Source organism: Chryseobacterium sp. MDT2-18, from assembly GCF_030815285.1.
Taxonomy (GTDB): Bacteria; Bacteroidota; Bacteroidia; order Flavobacteriales; family Weeksellaceae; genus Kaistella; species Kaistella salivictor.
In genome coordinates, this window is the sequence record NZ_JAUSWQ010000002.1 from 1 (window position 1) to 19784 (window position 19784).

General features: G+C 38.0%; 17 protein-coding genes. 4 read left to right on the forward strand and 13 right to left on the reverse strand.

Annotation, left to right across the window (positions count from 1 at the left end; translation table 11 throughout):
* Positions 1–294 precede the first annotated feature (294 nt).
* Positions 295–489: a hypothetical protein gene (locus tag QF004_RS01920; RefSeq protein WP_133439268.1), complete on the reverse strand. Its 195-nt coding sequence runs from the start codon at positions 487–489 to the stop codon at positions 295–297.
* Positions 490–811: 322 nt separating this feature from the next.
* On the opposite strand from QF004_RS01920, the gene QF004_RS01925 reads away from it, so the two are divergent.
* The gene (locus QF004_RS01925; protein WP_307422176.1) at positions 812–2926 is read left to right on the forward strand and encodes a prolyl oligopeptidase family protein; all 2115 of its coding nucleotides are present in this window, start codon (positions 812–814) and stop codon (positions 2924–2926) included.
* Between the two features lie 360 nt (positions 2927–3286).
* Here the strand turns inward: QF004_RS01925 and QF004_RS01930 are convergent, their stop codons facing one another.
* Complete coding sequence (locus QF004_RS01930; protein ID WP_307422178.1) at positions 3287–3826, reverse strand: hypothetical protein; 540 nt, start codon at positions 3824–3826, stop codon at positions 3287–3289.
* Positions 3827–4131: 305 nt separating this feature from the next.
* Here QF004_RS01930 and mnmA point away from each other — a divergent pair, with 305 nt between their 5' ends.
* On the forward strand, positions 4132–5319 hold the full coding sequence (mnmA, locus tag QF004_RS01935; protein ID WP_307422180.1) for a tRNA 2-thiouridine(34) synthase MnmA: 1188 nt from the start codon (positions 4132–4134) through the stop codon (positions 5317–5319).
* Positions 5320–5443: 124 nt separating this feature from the next.
* Here the strand turns inward: mnmA and QF004_RS01940 are convergent, their stop codons facing one another.
* The 8 genes from QF004_RS01940 to QF004_RS01975 form a co-directional block, all read right to left on the reverse strand.
* Positions 5444–6739 (reverse strand): DEAD/DEAH box helicase, encoded by a 1296-nt coding sequence (locus QF004_RS01940; RefSeq protein ID WP_307422182.1) that lies wholly within the window; start codon positions 6737–6739, stop codon positions 5444–5446.
* Positions 6740–6863: 124 nt separating this feature from the next.
* Positions 6864–7607: a LytTR family DNA-binding domain-containing protein gene (locus QF004_RS01945; protein ID WP_307422184.1), complete on the reverse strand. Its 744-nt coding sequence runs from the start codon at positions 7605–7607 to the stop codon at positions 6864–6866.
* Positions 7608–7616: 9 nt separating this feature from the next.
* Positions 7617–8177, reverse strand: a complete 561-nt coding sequence (locus QF004_RS01950) for an isoprenylcysteine carboxylmethyltransferase family protein (protein WP_307422186.1) — start codon at positions 8175–8177, stop codon at positions 7617–7619.
* Position 8178: 1 nt separating this feature from the next.
* Positions 8179–8469, reverse strand: coding sequence for a 2TM domain-containing protein (locus QF004_RS01955; protein WP_307422187.1), 291 nt, complete (start codon positions 8467–8469; stop codon positions 8179–8181).
* Positions 8470–8473: 4 nt separating this feature from the next.
* A complete protein-coding gene (locus tag QF004_RS01960) occupies positions 8474–8755 on the reverse strand; it encodes a 2TM domain-containing protein (protein WP_133439259.1) in 282 nt (93 codons plus the stop codon).
* Positions 8755–10068: a 2TM domain-containing protein gene (locus QF004_RS01965; protein WP_307422189.1), complete on the reverse strand. Its 1314-nt coding sequence runs from the start codon at positions 10066–10068 to the stop codon at positions 8755–8757. The genes QF004_RS01960 and QF004_RS01965 overlap by 1 nt, the downstream gene beginning before the upstream one ends.
* A gap of 142 nt (positions 10069–10210) precedes the next feature.
* Positions 10211–12331 carry a carboxy terminal-processing peptidase gene (locus tag QF004_RS01970; protein ID WP_133439257.1) on the reverse strand — a complete coding sequence of 707 codons (2121 nt, stop codon included), beginning with the start codon at positions 12329–12331 and terminating at the stop codon, positions 10211–10213.
* A gap of 156 nt (positions 12332–12487) precedes the next feature.
* Complete coding sequence (locus QF004_RS01975; RefSeq protein ID WP_307422192.1) at positions 12488–14770, reverse strand: DUF5686 family protein; 2283 nt, start codon at positions 14768–14770, stop codon at positions 12488–12490.
* Positions 14771–14988: 218 nt separating this feature from the next.
* Between QF004_RS01975 and surE the strand changes: the two genes are divergently transcribed.
* Together surE and QF004_RS01985 are read left to right on the forward strand one after the other, a co-directional pair.
* Positions 14989–15753 carry a 5'/3'-nucleotidase SurE gene (gene surE / locus QF004_RS01980; protein WP_307422193.1) on the forward strand — a complete coding sequence of 255 codons (765 nt, stop codon included), beginning with the start codon at positions 14989–14991 and terminating at the stop codon, positions 15751–15753.
* Between the two features lie 58 nt (positions 15754–15811).
* Positions 15812–16852, forward strand: a complete 1041-nt coding sequence (locus tag QF004_RS01985; RefSeq protein WP_133439254.1) for a GMP reductase — start codon at positions 15812–15814, stop codon at positions 16850–16852.
* A gap of 76 nt (positions 16853–16928) precedes the next feature.
* Here QF004_RS01985 and QF004_RS01990 read toward each other — a convergent pair whose 3' ends face one another.
* Genes QF004_RS01990 through egtB form a run of 3 tightly spaced genes read right to left on the reverse strand, consistent with a single transcriptional unit; the run spans position 16929 to position 19689 of the window.
* Positions 16929–17591, reverse strand: a complete 663-nt coding sequence (locus tag QF004_RS01990) for an aspartate/glutamate racemase family protein (RefSeq protein ID WP_307422195.1) — start codon at positions 17589–17591, stop codon at positions 16929–16931.
* On the reverse strand, positions 17588–18541 hold the full coding sequence (egtD, locus tag QF004_RS01995) for an L-histidine N(alpha)-methyltransferase (RefSeq protein WP_307422197.1): 954 nt from the start codon (positions 18539–18541) through the stop codon (positions 17588–17590). The genes QF004_RS01990 and egtD overlap by 4 nt, the downstream gene beginning before the upstream one ends.
* The gene (gene egtB / locus QF004_RS02000; protein WP_307422198.1) at positions 18538–19689 is read right to left on the reverse strand and encodes an ergothioneine biosynthesis protein EgtB; all 1152 of its coding nucleotides are present in this window, start codon (positions 19687–19689) and stop codon (positions 18538–18540) included. Before egtB ends, egtD begins: the two co-directional genes overlap by 4 nt.
* Between the last annotated feature and the right edge of the window lie 95 nt (positions 19690–19784).

A 19784-nucleotide genomic window follows, 5' to 3' on the forward strand; every position in this document is an offset into this window, starting at 1 on the left:
GATATTCATTCATAAAAAAAGAGGTATTCTCTTTGAGTTAATTGAATTCGTGCATTAGTGGCACATATCCATGCCACAAATACACTAATTTTTCTGTCTGGATTATAACAAAAACTCAGTCAAATATACAGATTTTCATTCCTAATAAAATGTTCTCATTCAATTCGTGCATTAGTGGCAAAATAATTCTAAGCACGAAATTATTTATCAGAAATGTTATGGAAGGACTTCAAAAACAGGCATAAAAAAATTCTGCTTTCAATGAAAACAGAATTTTTTACACTTTTAAATAACTTACCGTACGGCTAAAAACTCAACACCGTCGTTTGCTTCGTCTTTGTTTTTACGTTCGAAATGGCGATGAAAATCTGCATAATATTCATCATATTCTTTACTTTTTTTTAATAAAAATTTTCTGACACCAAATAAGGTAAGGCCAATAAGAACGCCTACACTTCCCGCTAATATAATTCCTGTTTCTTTTCGCATATCTTTAATTATGAGTATAAAATTAAGCAAATTGTATTCCTTTCAGATCATGAATTGTTTTAAAGTTTGTTAAAGTTGGGGGCACGAATATTAAAAAAGTTTAACAATCACTAAACGAGCCTTTTATTTCGCAGCTATTTATTGGGGATTCCTGTCTATAAAAATACATTTGTGTATTAAAAACCAAAAAGGATTAAAGATTAAACAGGTAATAAAAAAACAGGCTTTTCATTGCCAAAATGAGCATCGGATATAGGTTTTTCGTGTTTCCTGTTTTTTTTCTTCCGGTAAAAAATCTTATTTTTGAGAAAATTCTTAATATATGAATGTAAAAACATTGGCTCTTGGTGCAGCTGGATTAATGATTGCCTCTTGCGCACCGCAGAAAATGACCAAAAATTTGAACTATCCGGAAACGAAAAAAGTAGAACATACCGATGAATATTTTGGGACCAAAGTCCAGGATCCATACCGCTGGTTAGAAGATGACCGCGCCGAAGATACCAAAGACTGGGTTCAGAGAGAAGTCGCTTTTACAAATGATTATCTGGCAAAAATTCCTTTCCGTGAAGAGATCCGTGCACAGCTGAAAGATATCTGGAATTATGAGAAAATCGGCGCACCGTTTAAAGAAGGAGATTTTACTTATTTTTATAAAAATGACGGACTTCAAGCGCAATCCATTTTGTACCGGACTGATAAAAACGGCAAGACCGAAGTTTTTCTGGATCCTAATAAATTCTCGGAAAAAGGAACCACTTCTTTAGCAGGCGTTTCCTTTAATAAAAAAGGAAATCTGGTTGCCTACTCTATTTCCGAAGGCGGAAGTGACTGGAATAAAATAATCATTATCAATGCTTTAACTAAAGAAAAAATTGATGAAACGATTATTGATGTTAAATTTTCCGGAGCTTCCTGGCGGGGCGATGAAGGTTTCTTTTATTCAAGTTACGACAAACCGAAAGGGAGTGAACTCTCTGCTAAAACCGATACGCACAAAGTTTATTTCCATCAATTAGGAACGAAACAAAGTGCCGATCAATTAATTATCGGCGGCGAAAATTTCAAAAGGCGCTATATGAGCGTTGGGGTTTCTGATGATGAACGCTTTGAATTTTTAAGAGCATCTGAAGCAACAAACGGCAATGAACTGTATATTAAAGACTTAAAAAATAAAACCGATTTTATTCCTGTTCAGAAGGGCTATGATTTTAATACCAATGTGGTCGATTCGAAAGGCGATTTCATTTACGCCTTGACCGATAAAAATGCGCCGAATATGCGTTTGGTGAAATTCAACATCAATCAGCCAACTGTTTGGACTGATGTGATTCCTGAAACCCAAAACGTGCTCAGCGTTTCAACAGGCGGAGGATTTATCTTCGCAAAATATATGCTGGATGCGGTAACTTCGGTGAAGCAATTTGATTACAACGGTAAATTAATCCGCACCATCGACTTACCGGGAATCGGAACAGCAGGAGGTTTCAGCGGAAAAGAAAAAGAGAAAGATCTGTATTTTTCTTTCACCAACTATATTACGCCGCCAACCATTTACAAATTCAATGCGGATAGCGGAAAATCTGAAGTTTATCAAAAACCAAAGGTGAAATTTAACCCGGAAGATTACGTTTCAGAACAAATATTTTATACTTCAAAAGACGGAACGAAAATTCCGATGATGATCAATTATAAAAAAGGATTGAAACGCGACGGAAAAAATCCGACCATTCTTTATTCTTACGGCGGATTCAACATCAGTTTGCAACCTTCCTTCTCGGTAGTGAATGCGATCTGGATGGAAAACGGCGGAATTTACGCGGTTCCGAATATCCGTGGTGGCGGCGAGTACGGCAAAAAATGGCACGATGCAGGAACGAAAATGCAGAAGAAAAATGTATTCGAAGATTTCATCGCAGCCGGCGAATATTTGCAGAAAAACGGATATACTTCCAAAGATCACATGGCACTTTCCGGCCGTTCAAACGGTGGACTTCTCGTTGGTGCCACCATGACCATGAGACCTGATCTGGCGAAAGTAGCTTTCCCTGGTGTTGGTGTACTGGACATGTTGCGTTATAACAAATTTACAGCTGGAGCGGGCTGGAGTTACGATTACGGAACTGCCGAAGACAGCAAAGAAATGTTCGATTATTTAAAATCTTATTCACCGGTTCATCAGGTTAAAAAAGGAGTTTGCTACCCGTCAACCATGATTATCACAAGCGATCACGATGACCGCGTTGTGCCGGCACACTCGTTTAAATTCGGTGCGGAATTGCAGGAAAAACAATCGTGCAGTAATCCTGTTTTGGTGAGAATCGAAACCAATGCGGGACACGGAGCAGGAAGAAGTACAGAACAGGTTATTGGCGAAAACGCTGATATTTTGAGTTTTGCACTTTATGAAATGGGCTTTAAGACTTTGAAGAAATAAATTAAACTTATTGTAATAAAGACTTCCCGGGAAATGATTTTCCGGGAAGTTTTGTTTTTAGTGATTTGTACGAGAACATACGGATAGAAATATTAAATATGCGCCCGCTGATTTAACAGATTATGCAGATTTATTTCATTTTTAAAATCTGCTCAGAGGTTGTAAAAACATTCAAGTATCATTTAAAAATAGTTATTTTATTTTTCAAAATATCTTCTGTGAATTTTTCAAAATATACATTTCATCTCTTTTTTGGTAGAATCCTTGTCATGAACTCCTCATGAACTATCCATGAAGTATCCATGAAGCATCCATGAAGCATCTACGGAGTATCTACGGAGTATCTCAGATTATTTATGACTACAAGCCGAAAACAACTCCGATACTTGGAATAAATCCGCTGCCGAAAACGGATTTGTCTTCTTTGTATAAAACGTTATACATCCCGCCAATCTGCATATAGGCGCGGTCGCCAATTTTCTGCATATAGCCGCCACCAAGGTAAAGGGCAGCTTCGTCACCCGAATATTTCACATTGGTCAGTTTATTTTTCTGGTTGAAAAAATATTCCTGAAACATTCCGCTTAAAAAGAAATTTCTGCCAATGTAGTAATTCACAAAAGGACCAACACCGACGGTGCTGGACGAATAATATTTCGCGTTAGTCCAGGTGAAGTTAGAAGCGAGACCCGTTTCTAAACTTTCGGTAAGCATATACCCGATTCTGGGAGAAATATAGACAGATGTTCCACCATTATTGCTGCCAAAACTTCCGCCTAATCCCGCCGAACCGCCGAAAGTCCATTTGGAATCGGGGTCACCGAAATTTTTAGTTGATCCTATTTGCGCCTTTACGGAAAAGGCGACGGACAACAGCGAAAGAAGAAGGAGTTTTTTCATTGAACAATTTTAAAGAATTAATAATCAAAAATAAGTCTTTTTTTACAATCGAAAATTTCTATAATTACTTTGTTGGTGAAGAATTGATCCCTTGAAAATTTCAAAATAATGAAAAGACTTTCTCTTAGCCCCGATGGAAGCGGCATCCTTTATCTTTTTCGTTAGAAAAGATAAAGATACAGCGGACAGCGGGACGGGTTTCCCGAACGATTACGGGTCTTGTAGCTCGTGAAAAACTGTGCAATTATTGTCGTAAATTTGCAAAACTTTTGATGCCTATCATCAAAAATTTATTTCCTTAAAATATGAAAATTGTAGTTGGCCTTTCCGGAGGTGTGGATTCGAGTGTTGCAGCCTATCTGTTGCAAAAACAAGGTCATGAAGTGGTGGCGCTTTTTATGCGGAACTGGAATGACGCTTCAGTCACTTTGGAAGATGAATGTCCGTGGATTGAGGACAGTAACGATGCTCTCATGGTGGCGCAAAAACTTGGGATTCCTTATCAGGTCATCGATATGAGCGAACTGTATAAGGAGAAAATCGTGGATTATATGTTCGATGAATACAAAATGGGTCGAACGCCGAATCCCGATGTTCTGTGTAACCGAGAAGTGAAGTTTGATGTGTTCATGAAAACAGCCTTATCTATTGGTGCTGAGAAAGTTGCAACGGGACATTACGCACAGGTGAACTCTACCTTTGATGAAAACGGCAAGGAGATTTTTCATCTTTTAGCCGGAGCAGATAACAACAAGGATCAGTCGTATTTCCTGTGTCAATTGAGTCAGGATCAGCTGTCGAAATCGCTGTTTCCGATCGGTGGATTGACGAAACCTGAAGTCCGGGAAATCGCCAGAGAAATGGGTTTGGTGACGGCAGATAAGAAAGATTCACAAGGATTGTGCTTCATCGGAAAAGTGAGTTTACCCATATTTCTACAACAGCAGCTGGAACCAAAACAAGGTGAAATTGTAGAAATTTTTAAAAATTTCGGTGATTTTCATCAAGAAACACCCGCGTTTTCATCAAAATTAGCGGAATTACAGTTTCTTTCCAAGAAAATAAAATACGAAAAATCAGACGGAAAAGTGATTGGCAAACACCAGGGTGCACATTATTTCACGATCGGGCAAAGCAAAGGTCTGGGCATCGGCGGCCATGTGGAATCCTGTTTCATCATTTCCCGCGATATGGAGACCAATACTATTTTTGTGGGTGAAGGCAGAAACTTTCCGGGATTATTCCGTAAAGCTCTAAAAATCGAAAACTCTGAAGTTCACTGGGTTCGTGACGATCTGCGTTTGCAAAATGGAGAATCCATGAAAGTACAGGCCAGAATCCGGTACCGACAGCCTTTGGAAGAAGCGACGCTTTACCAGTTTGAAGATGGATTTTATATTGAATTTGAACACCCACAATCTGCCATTGCAGAGGGGCAGTTTGCAGCGTGGTATCTGGACGATGAATTGGTGGGAAGCGGTGTAATCGCTTAGTAAGCTTAGTGCAGGATTTTCAAATTCGTTTATTTATAGATTGTAGAAAGTTTACAAATTTCGAGCCCCCGCACAAATCCTCAATGAAATTACCGGCTTAAATCAGCCGATTTCTGCTGATTTTTTAATTGTTTTCTGCCAGATAATTTGAAAGCACTTTATCCATCAATTCTTCTTTTGTCAAATGATGAAAAATGGTTTTAACCTGCTGTCTTACCTCATCAGGAATCTCGCGGTTGGGTTTTGTTTTGAAGACTTTTTTCGCCCAAACCAAAGTATTGTTCCATTCGATCGCTTCGGCATCGGCTTTTTTTATCTCTTTGAATTTAATACCCAATTCTTGTTCAAAACCGGCAATTTCTTTCACTTCCTCCTGCTGAATAATCGTCATCGAAAGTCCGTTTGCTCCTGCTCTGCCCGTTCTTCCGCTGCGGTGCACATAAGCTTCATGCGTGTCCGGCAAATGATAATTCACCACATAGGCTAATTCTTTGACATCGATACCTCTTGCGACCAAATCGGTAGCCACCAAAATATCGATATATCCTTCGCGGAACTGATCCATAATACGGTCCCGGATTCCCTGCGTTAAACTTCCGTGCAAAGCGCCAGAGGAGATTTTACGGATCGCAAGATTTTTCGCCAGTTTATTAACGGCTGCTTTGGTTTTACAGAAAATAATTCCTCTGCCTCCTTCCTGCGAGTTTAAAAAGTGTAAAAGCACATCTAATTTCTCAATCGGCTCTACGACAATATACTGGTGATCAATACCTTGATGTCCGACGGTCGCCATTTCAGAGTTAATGGAAACCGCATTTTTCGACATATAATTATGAACGATATCTTTTAGTTCACCCGGCATTGTCGCACTGAATAAATAAGTGCGGCGGTTTTTAGGCATCGCTTTCAAAATCGGCATCAAATCATCTTTTAAAGCCTGAAACATTTCATCAGCTTCGTCCAAAACCAAGTTTTTCAGGGATTTAATGTCCAGTGCTCCTTTTTCCAACAGATCTAAAAAACGGCCCGGGGTTGCCACGATGATATGCGTCGGAGATTTCAACTCTTCTATTTGTGATTTCACCGTATTTCCTCCCGTCAGCAAGACGAATGAAACCTCAGGAATATATTTGGCAAAATCTTTAAGATTATTAAAAATCTGCTGGCTCAGTTCTCTGGTAGGCGATAAAATAACCGTTTGAATATTCTTATTATCAACATCGACCAACTGTATCAACGGCAGTCCGAAAGCGGCAGTTTTACCTGTTCCGGTTTTTGCCAGTGCAACCAAATCTTCATTCTGATTGAGAATCACGGGAATAACCTGATCCTGAATATCAGTCGCAACCGTTATTTCTAAATCGGTTAAGGCTTTTTGAAGTGGATGAATAATTCCTAAGTCGGATATCAGTGTGGACATGCTTATTTTTTTTACAAAGATAACCACAGTTTTCGTGAATTAGCTGGTCTTGTATTATAAAAACTCCGAAAATGAATATTCCGCAGCTAATTTATAAAGTGAAATCACTTTCATATTCCCTATTTTAATTAGTCAACCAATCTTTAAAATCCTTTACCCGATCGCGGCTCACCGTGATTTCTTCTTCCGGCTGAAACTCCATTTCCACTTTATAATAAGGCGAAATATGAATATTTTTAATGAAATTGGAATTGATGATGAACTGTCGGTTTACTCTGAAAAATTTCTTTTCCTCCAAAACTTCCTGTAACTCATCTAAAGTAAAATCGGTGGGATAAGTTCTCTCTTTGGTCTGAAGGTAAACGATTTTGTTTTCGCTATAAAAACAGGAAACCTCATCGGTTTGAACAATCTTTAAATTATAACCGATCTTGACTAAAACACGGGATAATTTCTGTTTCTCTTCTTTAATTAAAGATTTGATTTCCAATGAATTATTAGACGATTCTGAAGGTAGGAAACTTTTAAATTTATTGATGGCTTTTTCCAGATCTTCTTCCATAATCGGTTTCAAAAGGTAATCAATGGAATTCAGCTTGAAAGCTTTCAGAGTATATTGGTCAAAAGCCGTTGTATAAATCATAAAACTTCTGGTGGGAACTCTTTCAAAAATATCAAAAGATAATCCGTCGCCTAAAACAATGTCTGAAAATATCAAATCCGGATGTTGATTATTCTGAAACCAATCCAAACCTTCTTCCACAGAATTAAGCGTTGCAACTAATTCTAAATCAGTGAATAAACTGATTAATCTTTCAAGTTTTCGGGCAGCAGGTTTTTCATCTTCAATGATGACGGTTTTTATCATATTTTAAAATTAATAAATAAAAGGAATAAGTTTTTTAGTTTTCTTCATATAATCGGTATACTCTTTCCCAAACCGTTCTGTCAAAACCCTTTCTTCGATTTTTATCCGGTAGAGAAACATCAGAAAAACAGGAACCACCAGAATAACTGCAGAAATATAATTGTTTAAAACGATCGCCAAACCAAGAAAAGTGAGCAGGGAAAAAAAATACGAAGGATGCCTCACATATTTATAAAAGCCGTTGGTTATTAACTGATGGTCTTCTCTGATCGTGACATCTACCGTGAAATATTTCCCCAAATTATTAATGACCATTAACCTAAATACAACGCCCAGGAAAAGAAAAACCACACCGACCAACTGTATTCCTTCCCTTTGATAAAAAGGAAAACCCGTTGCCTTAGCAACAAAAATCCCGAAAAAAATACTGAAACCGATGACCAGCCATAAACGTGAAAGCGACTTTTGGTCTTTCCCTTTTGCATCAGCACTTCCTGATCTCATTCTCAGGAGAAGATAAATTTCTGAAAGCCCCCACAGAACCATAATGATATTTATTATTGTATTCATGCTATTTGAATTGATCCATTAATTCTTTAATTTTTTTTTCTTCCCAATCTTTGCCGAGAAAGATATTGGGAAAAAAAACCGTGATTCCATGAGCGGCGAGGACGATTCCCCAGATGATCGCTGTCCAGTAATTATCCATATCAGTAAGCGTTTCACCAGACTGCCTGTTGCCGGCGATGATAAATAAATTCACCAATACAAAAACAGTAGCGTGGATATAAAATCCCTTAATCTTTTTCACACGTTCTTTCGCTCTGATATACCGAAGGTCGTTTTCGTTATAATTTTCCATGGTATTATCTATTAAATTGTTTGTCCATCATTTTCTTCTCCCAGCTTGAATTAAAGAGGAATATCTTCACTGCCCGAATCGCTAAAATAAGTCCCCAAATCCAAAAAATACCCGAAAATTTATTAAAACTTAAAAATGTAATTTCTCCTGTTAAATAATAATTCCTAAAACTATGGATCGCCAACACAATGGCAAAAACAGTAAAACTTACATAGAATTTTTTGAGTTGACTGACTCGTTCTTTGGCGATAGAATAATCTATTTCTTGCTTGGTTAAATTTTCCATTATTTTGAATTTTCTTTATCTAAAATTTTCTGGATCTGTTTTTCTTCCCAGTTGCTGCTAATTCCAAACACCTTGACTGCGTTTAAACTCAAACCAAGCCCCCAACCGAACATCGGCCACCAAAACCAGTGGTAGTCCGGCGAAGTCCGCACGTTTATAAAAATCAGGAAAGGAATGACCAAACAATACGAGAGGAGATTTCCGTAGAATCCTTTCAATTCTTTTACTCTTTTCGATGCTCTCTGATAGGCAATCGACTCTTGCGAAAGCGGTATATTCATTGCTGTTTTTTTTTGGGTAAGAATTGGAATTTTCACTCTGAAGAAATCACTTGATTTTTCGATGAAAACATTTTGTTTTGTAAGTAAAGCGTAACGCTGAACAATATTTGAAAGCCCAATTCCGGCGCTTTCTTTCATCTGCTCTCTTTGCTGTAAATTATTTTCGATAAAAAGATAACCGTTCTCAGAATAGATTTCAATGTTCAATGGTTTGCCGGAGGTGGCAAAATTATGTTTGATGCTGTTTTCTAAAAGCAGCTGCAGCGATAATGGAACGACGTACGATTTCAGATCTTTTTCATTAACATTAAAGTCGAAAGTTACGCTGTCTTCGAACCTCGTTTTTAATAAATCACAATAGGTTCCTGCAAATTCTATTTCTTCTTCTACGGTCACTAACTCTTTGTCTTTCTGTTCCAAAACGTAGCGGTAAATCTTCGACATCGACAATGTAAACCGCTGTGCCTGCTCGGAATTCTCATCAATTAAAGCGCTTAATACATTTAAAGAATTAAATAAAAAATGAGGATCAAGCTGATTCTTTAAACTTTCAAACTGAGCATTGGCAGATTTTGCGATGAGTTTCTGCTGTACGACTTCCTGTCTGGTCGAACTTTTCAAGGCTTCTATAAATCCTTTTGCATGTAAAACGGCAGAAATCAGCAAGGAGATATTAATGGTAAACCAATTCACAAAACCCATCGTGCCGGAAAAGAATTCAGCGAAGTCCTGTTTCTGATAAATAATAAAATTGACGTAATTACAGAAAAGAACCAAAACAATATTCACCAGCAGCGTTCCTAAAATCCCCAGAACAGTTCTCGTGCGGGTATCTTCCACCCAAGAGTATTTTCTGTTCAGAAAATCATTAACCAAGCCGTTTCCGATGGAGATTGTAAAGCTGTACAAACCTGCAATCACCATGTTTAAAAGATAGAGCTCCGGTGTTTTTTCATCGGTAAAAAACACAAAAGTGAGCGTTCCGATAAAAAACGTTATCCATGATATCGTGATTAAACTCTTTCTGTTCATAATCTATTGATTGGTACAAATGTATGCGTGATTAAAGGTAAATAAAATATTTTTTTACTGAACGGTAAATTTTGGTCACTAAAGGGCAAAAAAAACAACCACCGGATAATCCGATGGTTGCTTTATCATTAAGTTCAGCAATCTATTTCATTTCTGAAATCACATTGATGGCTTCCTGAAGGTATAAATCCCGTTGAAGATTCTTAGTCCAGTTCTCTGTTTTTTTGGTGAAAGCTTCATCCGTTTTTTCCCGGATTGCTTCATCTGGGTTCAAGGTAAATTTCAAACCGTTATTGAATTTTTCCAGACCTTTAAATTTCTTGATCTGTGATTTTCTGGTCTGCATAACTTCATTGAATTTCTTTTGATTGAGTGAAATCGTTTCCTCTTTATCAAGATTTTCTTTCCACTGCGCTGATTCCTGTATCAGTTGGTAGGTTTTGTTGTTTTTCAATCTTCCTTCCACTCCTTTTTGTAAAGCTGCTGCTGAGAAATAATTGACAGGCTGGTATTCTGCGGCCGGAATTTTATCCCAAGCCAACGCATATTCGTCGTAGCGCTCACCAATCTCGGCATACGTATAGAAGTCTTTCATTTGAATATCAGAAACGATCCCTTTTCTCTGGTTGGATTCTCCAGAAATTCTATAGAATTTTTGAATGGTCAGTTTTAAAGATCCGAAATCATCGGTCGAATTCAGGAATCTGTTCAGATCAACAAAAGTCTGAACCGTTCCTTTTCCGAAAGACTGCGGCGAACCGAGGATCAGTCCACGGCCGTAATCCTGCATTGCTCCCGCCAAAATCTCCGATGCTGACGCAGAAAGTTCATTTTGCATAATCACCAGTGGACCGGTCCAAACCGGGGCATTCGTTTTATTTTTAAGCGTTTGAATTTTTCCGTTACCGTCTTTCACCTGAACATAAGCTCCGGCATTCATAAACAAGCCCATGATATCACCGACTTCCGTTAAACTTCCGCCGCCGTTATTTCTAAGGTCAAGCACGATTCCCTGAACGTTTTGGGCTTTTAATTTAACAAGTTCATTTTTAATGTCATCAGAAGCATTTCTCCCTTTCGGGTCTTCAAAATCGGCATTGAAACTTGGCAGACTTATAAAGCCATATTTTTTACCATCCGGCGCATCCACGACAATACTTCTGGCAAAAGTATCCTCAATGGCTACTTCTTCGCGGGTCATGGTTACTTCCTTGATTGATTTATCTTTCTTTTCCACGGTCAAAACCACCTTCGTTCCTTCTTTACCGCGAATCAGCCTTACCGCTTCATCTACCAGCATTCCTACGACACTCACGGCATCCTGATCCGGGCTGGATCTCACTTTTAAGATTTTATCACCCGCTGAAAGCTGTTTCGATTTCCAGGCTGGTGCACCGATGGTCAGTTCACCCAAATAAAGATAGCCTTTTCTCTCCTGGATCACCGCACCGATTCCGATGATTTTTCCTTTAAACTGGGTATCGAAATCTTCTTTGTTTTTCGGCGAATAATAATTGGTGTGCGGATCAAAAACTTCGGTGTACGCGTTCATATAAACGGTAAACCAATCCATTTTATTTCTTTTCTTGAACCTTCGGAAAGTGTCTGTTACCAGATCTTTCACCTCTTCTGTTGCTTTAATTCTTTTAGCTTCGGGAGTTAGAATTTCAAGTTTGATGGTATCTTTTAAATTAAATTTCTGTACAGAATCTTTTTTCTCTTTCTGCATTTCTTCTTTCGCCGTCAAAGATTCCATTTCCTGCAGAATATTATACTTGATATATTTCTTCCACTCTGCGGCAAGTTCGGCCTGATTGGCGGGATTATTCTTTTTCTTCGGTTCTAAAACAAGCGTTTCATCTTCATCTAAATTGATCGGTTTGTTTAAAATATCCTGGGTGATTTTATCTATTTCATCAACTCTCTGATACAGCCTATCAACGGTTAATTTATAAAATCTTAAATCCCCCTGATTAAGATAATCATCGAGTTTACTGTAATGCTGCGCAAATTCTGCCATATCGGACTGCAGAAAGTATCTTTTTGAGTTATCTACCATTTCAAAATAATGCTTGTAAACTTCCTGTGAATAAGCATCGTTAATAGGTTTTGGCGAATAGTGCAAATAACTGAGCGTATTTTTCACGCTGATCATGATGGTCGACATTTTCTCGTCGTCATTTTTTGGGGTGTTAAAACAAAACACCAAACTCGTCAACGGAATGAAAAGCAATAATCTATTGAGGTTAAATTTTTTGAACATATAGTTGTTAAATAATGTAATATATAATTTGTTGAAACTAATCCATAAATGTTACAGGATTTTTCAATGTATCAAAATTAGTACCTTATTTAGAATAAAGTAAGATTTTTAAAAAATTTTACAGAATTCATTTCAATTTTATACAAAATCATCTTCTTAGAAATAAAACTGTAAGCCAAACTTAATTCCGAATTTTTTAGCGTTGGGATTTTCAAGATAGTTTCCCCGCCAGTTGAAATCTACTCTAAGAATTCTCACATTGCCAAAGCCGATATTTTCGATTCCAAAACCATATTCATAATACGGTTTCTTTTCCGGCGCCGAGAGATTCTGATTTCCCGCATTCATTAAAGCAGAACGTTCCATTAAGCTTCCCATCGCAGTTCTGTAAAAAGCGACTTCTCTTAATTTTAATTTTTTAATCAAAGGAATATAAGACAGGATTTTTCCGTTAAAATGATGTTCTGCCTGAAAAGTTACATACTGATCCGCCACAAACTCGTAGTAATTCAGCAAAGCAAAAGTATTGGGCATAAGGTTATAAGACTGATTTCCCGGAATAATATTTTGAAGAGCCAACGGCAGTTTATTGAAGTTTTTACCGGCCTCCACATTCAGCATCAGTCGTCCGAAGCTTTTTAAAAGAATCGGCTGATAATAATAAAGCTGCAGTTTACTGTAATTAAAATCTGACCCGAAAACGCCCTCTAATCCCTGGGTATATTTCAACATAACCGTTGGTGCCAAAGTGCTGTGTTCATAACGGTCTACGCCATATTGCGAAAAAACGGCTCCTGGTCTCGCCGTAAGACTTAGCACCAACTTCGAATCATTCAGCTCAGAATACCGCTGATTGTTTTTATAAAAATCTAGAGAAAACTTTTCCGGAAGTGCCGATTTAGTGGTTTGGTTGGTAGCATCCAGCCTTACTGTAAAATTTTTAAAAGGATCGATTGCTGCAAACGCACTTACCTGATTCACAGAACTCAAATAAAAATTAGTACCGGAACTCAAAACTCCCGACGAAGCGAAAGAGCGCGTCATGATCCCCTCGTCTCCTGTAAGTTGCGCACCCAACTGTAGAATATCCCGCCTCGTTCCGATGCCTAAAGTAAATCTATTGTCACGGTTAAACATTTTCCGGAATTCGAGTCCATATTTCAGCTGATGATCTTTGAATCCATACGCGGTATAAAAAGCCGCCCGCCAAGTGTCATTCGCAGAAAAATAAGTTCTTGCACCTACCCGTAACCGGAAACCTTCCACTTCATTGAATCCGATGACGGAATAAAGATCCCCAAAATCGATGGCTTTAAAAGCATTGTAATAACCGGATGAAACGACTTCGTATATTTTGACTGCTTTTTTAAACTGAGGAACCTCCTGAAGTTCATCCATCATCACATAAACATTCGCTTCAGACTTTGATAATTCTTCTTTCCTGTTTTCCTTCCAATAAGCTTCGTCTTTGATATATTCCGCATCCGTTAAAGAAGTTACTTTAGTTTCAAAAACCGTGTCGCTTAATTTTTGATCAAAAAGGTAATCAGAGAAAATCACGGTTTTCTTAGCAGTAATACTTTTCGAATTTTCTTTCTTGCCGAAAACCGACATTTGAATTTCCTGGTACTTTTTCTTTGGTAAAAAAACAGCATCATTCGGATTGTCAAATTCTAAATCGTAATAAAAACTATTTACAAAGTTTACATTAATGCTTTTTGTTGATTTTAAAGTCGCTTTTACGACCGCATAATTTTCTTTTGAAATATATAGTACGCCGTACATCGACAATACATCTTTTCTTTTTGGTGAATAGGTAATTCGGTAACAATCATTACCATTGATACTTTCTTCGCCTAAAAGCTGATAATCGTACGCCGAAAAACCATCTGTGGCAATGGGGCTGGTAAATCCGATGTTGAAGAAATTGAGGACATTATCATAAATATCGATTTCTTTATAAAGATTTTTCGCCGTATTGGCCATCGCATCACTGCTCGAAAGTCCCGATGTTTTATTGGCCAAAATTTCCCGCTTCTCTTTTCTGTCAGGTTCGTTTCTTCCGTAATTTTTATAAAGGGTTTCATTAAAGTAAACCGGCAGTGACAAATGATTGGCCTGGTCTAAAGTATCTGCGTATTTAAATATAAAACCCACCTTGTTAAAAATCTTTTTCCGGGTAAAAGTAGAATCCAGATTGGCGAGATCCAGCTCGATTTTCTCGTATTCTTCGTACTGATAATCATGGAACTGAGACAGCCCGTTGCTTTTCTTCCGTTTCCAGACTTCCTGTAAAATAGCATATGCCGGATTATCTTTCTTTTTAGTTTTCTTAGAAACTTTAATTTGCACTTCATCGATATTGGTTTCTCTCACCTGAGAAAATGCAAATACAGAAGTTAAAATAAGAAGCAGAAAAATAATTCTAAAATATTTCATAAATAAATGCGGTCAAAAATCGTTTAAAATTTACGTCTCAGACAACTGGCAAAAGTAATATAAAAATTCACGTCGTCCTGTAATCTCCAGCTTCTTAATAAAAAAAGTAGTATTCAAAGCTTTACTTCTATTACAGTGCCAAAAAACATTAAACTTTATTAAGAATGCCCGGATTGTCTTTTTAAAGAATTATTTTTGTGAAAAATCATTTTACATTCATGGAAAAACCATTAATATTAGTCACCAATGACGACGGAATTACCGCTCCCGGAATTAGAAATCTTGTGAAATTTATGAACGAAATTGGCGAGGTCATCGTGGTTGCTCCCAATTCGCCACAATCCGGAAAAGGTCATGCCATCACCATTGATTCCACTTTAACTTTTGAAGAAATCAATTTAGAAGGTCCGCAGAAAGATTATTCCCTTAGCGGAACACCGGTGGACTGTGTAAAGTTTGCCCTGGATAAAATTTTGACCAGAAGACCCGATCTGGTGGTCTCAGGAATTAATCACGGCGCGAACTCTTCCATCAATGTGATCTATTCCGGGACGATGAGTGCCGCGGTAGAAGCAGGTGTAGAAGGTTTGCAGGCCATCGGTTTCTCTCTCCTGGATTTTTCCTGGGATGCAGATTTCTCCCATGCCAAAGAACACATTCAGAATATTGTGAAAAAAGTATTAGAAAATCCTTTGCCGAAAGGAATTGTTCTCAACGTCAATATTCCTAAATTAGCAGAACAAGAAATAAAAGGCGTAAAAGTCTGCCGGCAGGCCAATGCCAAATGGGAAGAAAATTTCGATGAAAGAATTAATCCACACGGTAAAAAATATTTCTGGCTCACCGGTTATTTCAATAATATGGATGACGGTCACGATGCTGATGAAACAGCACTTGCTGATGGTTATATCTCGATCGTTCCGGTAAAATTTGATATGACGGCTCACGAACATTTACTGCATCTTCGGGCTATATTGGAGTAATAACAGCCCTACTGATTCTTAAACTCTTATCCTTTCTTTAATTTTTAAAATTTAAAAAATGCGCATAGAAAACGAACTCAAATTAGGATTCAAAGACGTGATGATCCGTCCGAAAAGGTCGACTCTTAAATCGCGTTCACAAGTAAGTTTAGAAAGAACATTCACTTTCAGAAACTCCCAGAAAATATGGACCGGTGTTCCCATAATTGCAGCCAATATGGATACCGTGGGAACTTTTGAGATGGCAGAGGCTTTGGCAAAAGATCAAATTATCACTGCCATTCACAAACATTATACTTTAAGTGAATGGTCGGATTTTCTTAAAAATCAAGAAGATTCCATTTACGATTATATCGCTTTGAGTACAGGAATTAGCAAAGCGGATGAGGAAAAAATTCAGCAAATAGTGCATGCGCATCCAAAGATTAATTTTTTATGCATTGATGTTGCCAATGGCTACTCTGAATATTTCGTGGGCTTTGTAAAAAAAATGCGTCAGATTTTTCCTGATAAAACGATTATCGCAGGAAATGTAGTGACCGGCGAAATGGTAGAAGAATTAATTCTGGCGGGTGCCGATATCATCAAAGTCGGGATCGGGCCCGGTTCGGTTTGTACGACGAGAATAAAAACCGGTGTCGGCTATCCGCAACTTTCTGCGATTGTAGAATGTGCAGATGCCGCGCATGGACTTGGCGGCCATATCATTTCGGATGGCGGCTGTAAAGTTCCGGGCGATGTGGCAAAAGCCTTTGGCGGCGGCGCAGATTTCGTGATGTTGGGTGGAATGTTTGCCGGACACGACGAAAGTGGCGGAGAAATCGTAGAAGAAAACGGCAGAAAATACCGGCTTTTTTACGGGATGAGTTCGCAAACTGCCATGGAAAAACATTCGGGCGGCGTTGCAGAATACCGCGCTTCAGAAGGAAAAACCGTGAGAGTGGTTTACAAAGGCGCCGTTGCTGAAACCGTGAAAGATATTTTGGGCGGCGTGCGGTCAACCTGTACTTATGTTGGCGCTTCTCAATTGCGGGAACTTTCAAAAAGAACGACTTTTATTCGGGTAGCGGAACAGGAAAACCAGGTTTTTGGAAGTTAAAATCTTCATCCGAATATCATCAATAATGCTCTGATTTTTCGGAGCATTATTTTTTTTCCGAAAGAAGAGCGGTTTTTTATTCCAACCATTTTTCAATCTGCAGTTCAGCCATATCGATGCAAGCTTTTTCATTTTTTAAAGCAAAAATGGATAGCTCTGTACATCCGATTACAACAGGATTTTGTACCGAATATTTTTTAATTAAATTTTTAAAAAATGATTGCTGTGCAGAAGATGCTGTATTTTGGTAAACTTCTTTTCTGAAATTATCCACCCAAATTTGATCTTCTGAGGCCGGTTTTAAAATAACAATTCCTTTTTCAGAAAATTTCTTTGCTAAATATTCAGAATTCATGGTATATAAGGTTCCAAAAAGGAAAATCTTCGAAATTCGGTTTTGCGTTAAATAATCCAAAGTTAACTGCACAGGATGACAGATTTCAAAAGGGATTTTTATCTGATCCAGGGTTTCGTGCAGCGTGATATTGGGAATAAGTAATTTTGTAATTCCAAGATTTGCCATCTCTTCGAGAATAATTTTCAGTTTCGGAATCAGGACTTTAAAATTATTGGGTAAAAATGGGTTTATCTCCTGAAAATCAATTTGATATAACAGCAACGGACATGTTGAAAACTCAGAATGACATTCTTGGTATTTCCGGTGTATTTGGTTAAGATAATATTTGGTGGAAGCTGAACCTAATCCTAAAATTCCACGACGGGCCAGATCTGCTTTCATTTTTTAGTAAGAATATAATCCGCAAAAAAATTCTTTGAATCCAAAAATTTGCGGGTGATTTCCAACTGGGAATCCTTGAGTAAATTCTGTAAAATTTCATCGGTGTATTTTCTGGAAATCTCGGTGTGAATTGTTTCATTTTCTTCAAAGTCAAAATACTGCTCCAATTCTTTGATGAAGACGGAATGCTTTTTTTTGCTTCTCAAATAGCTTTTTGCAATGCCTTCTTTTTCAGTATATTCGGGTGCATGTTCAAAATTTTCAAGGTCAAAATCGGCACCCAGTTCTCTATTAATTCTTCTTAATAGATTTAAATTAAAGGCGCTGGTAATTCCGGAAGCGTCATCATATGCCGGAAGAACGATGTCTTTTGATTTTAAAAGATCTAATCCCAGAAGCAGTTTTTCATTCTTTTTTAAATGAGCTGCAATCTTATGTAAAAATTGAGCTGCAATTCCGTCCGGCATATTCCCTAAACTGGAGCCGATGAATAAAATAACTTTCGGTTTATCCGAAGAAAAAAGCTGGTCTAAAACCTGAAAATAATCTCCCTGTTTCGGATCACATTTTAAGTTGGGAAATAAGTTCTGCATTCTTTCGGTAATTACAGAAAGGCTGTTTTTTGAAATATCGACCGGAATATATTTAAATTTAAAGTTCTTTTCCAGTAAAGTTTGCAACAGGTATTGCGTTTTCTTTCCGTCGCCGGCTCCCAGTTCGATCAATTCAAATTCTTCAGTATTGCTGATCTCAAAAGACTGGATGATGGCTTCGCTTTGTTGGCTGAAAATCTCCAGTTCGGCATTGGTCAGATAATATTCGGGCATTTCCATAATTTGCTGGAAAAGCTCATCTCCTGCTTTATCGTAGAAATAATGCGATGAAATACATTTGGGGTTTTGGCTGAGGCCAGCCTTAACATCTCTTAAAAATGGGTCGTTTTCTGTCATCTTGCTAATCTTATGCCGGTGACTTGCCAGCGGTGTTTTGGGTGAAAAAAGTTTCTGTAGGTTTTTCTTTCATGGCCTTTGGGTGTTGCAGTTGAAGCTCCCCGCAAAACCATTTGACTGACCATAAATTTTCCGTTGTATTCTCCGGCCGCTCCTTCTGCAATCCGAAAACCAGGATAAGGAAGGTAGGCAGAGTACGTCCATTCCCAGCGTTTTCCCCAATCCAGTTGGTCTTCGGCGGCTTCCCATTCAAATTCAGTAGGTAATCTGAGGCCTTTCCAGGTTGCGAAAGCCTGAGCTTCGTAGAAAGAAATATGGGTTAAAATATGATTGGGCTCAATGGGTTTTAGTCCTTCTAACGTGTACGAAAACCATTTTCCTTCGATTTGTTTCCAGTAAAGCGGCGATTTTACTTGATTTTCATTTATCCAAGACCAACCTTCATCGAGCCAGAATCTAAAGTTTTCATAGCCGCCGGCTTCCATGAATTCAAGAAATTCTGCGTTGGTAACGAAAGCTTTTGAAATTTGAAATTCATGTAAAAAGACTTTGTGTCTTCCTTTTTCATTATCGAAATGAAAACCATCTCCTTTATAACCAATTTCGTAGATTCCTTCAGGAATTTTGATCCAACCGGTATCGCTATTTTCCTGAGCGGTAAGGTTGAACTTCTCTTTATACACAGGGAAAACAGGATTGTAAGAAAAGGTATGTTTCAGATCCGTAATCAGGAGTTCCTGATGTTGCTGCTCATGATTAATTCCTAAAATAAGAAGTTCCTCTAATTCGGAACTGGAATTGGTCTGTAACAATTTTCCGATATGGGCATCGACATATTTCCGGTATTCGTAAACTTCTTTCACCGTCGGGCGCGTGATTGTTCCCCGTTCGGTGCGAATGGCTCGATCGCCCAAAGTGTGGTAATAACTGTTGAACAAAAAACCAAAATGAGGATTGAAAACCCTGTAACCGGCTAGAAATTTTTTAAGAATTAGCTCCTCAAAAAACCACGTGGTGTGACTGAGATGCCACTTTGGAGGACTTGCAAAATCAACAGGCTGAGGAATGTAATCCTCAATTTCTAGAGGCTCACAAAGGGAAACGGTTTGTGCCCGCGTGTTTTGAAATATTTGAAATAGAACACTCATAAATTTTGACTAAAAATTATAAGTGTTTGAAATACAAAAAATATTCCGCAACGAAAAATAATCAACTGATTACTAATAAATAACAAAAAAATTCT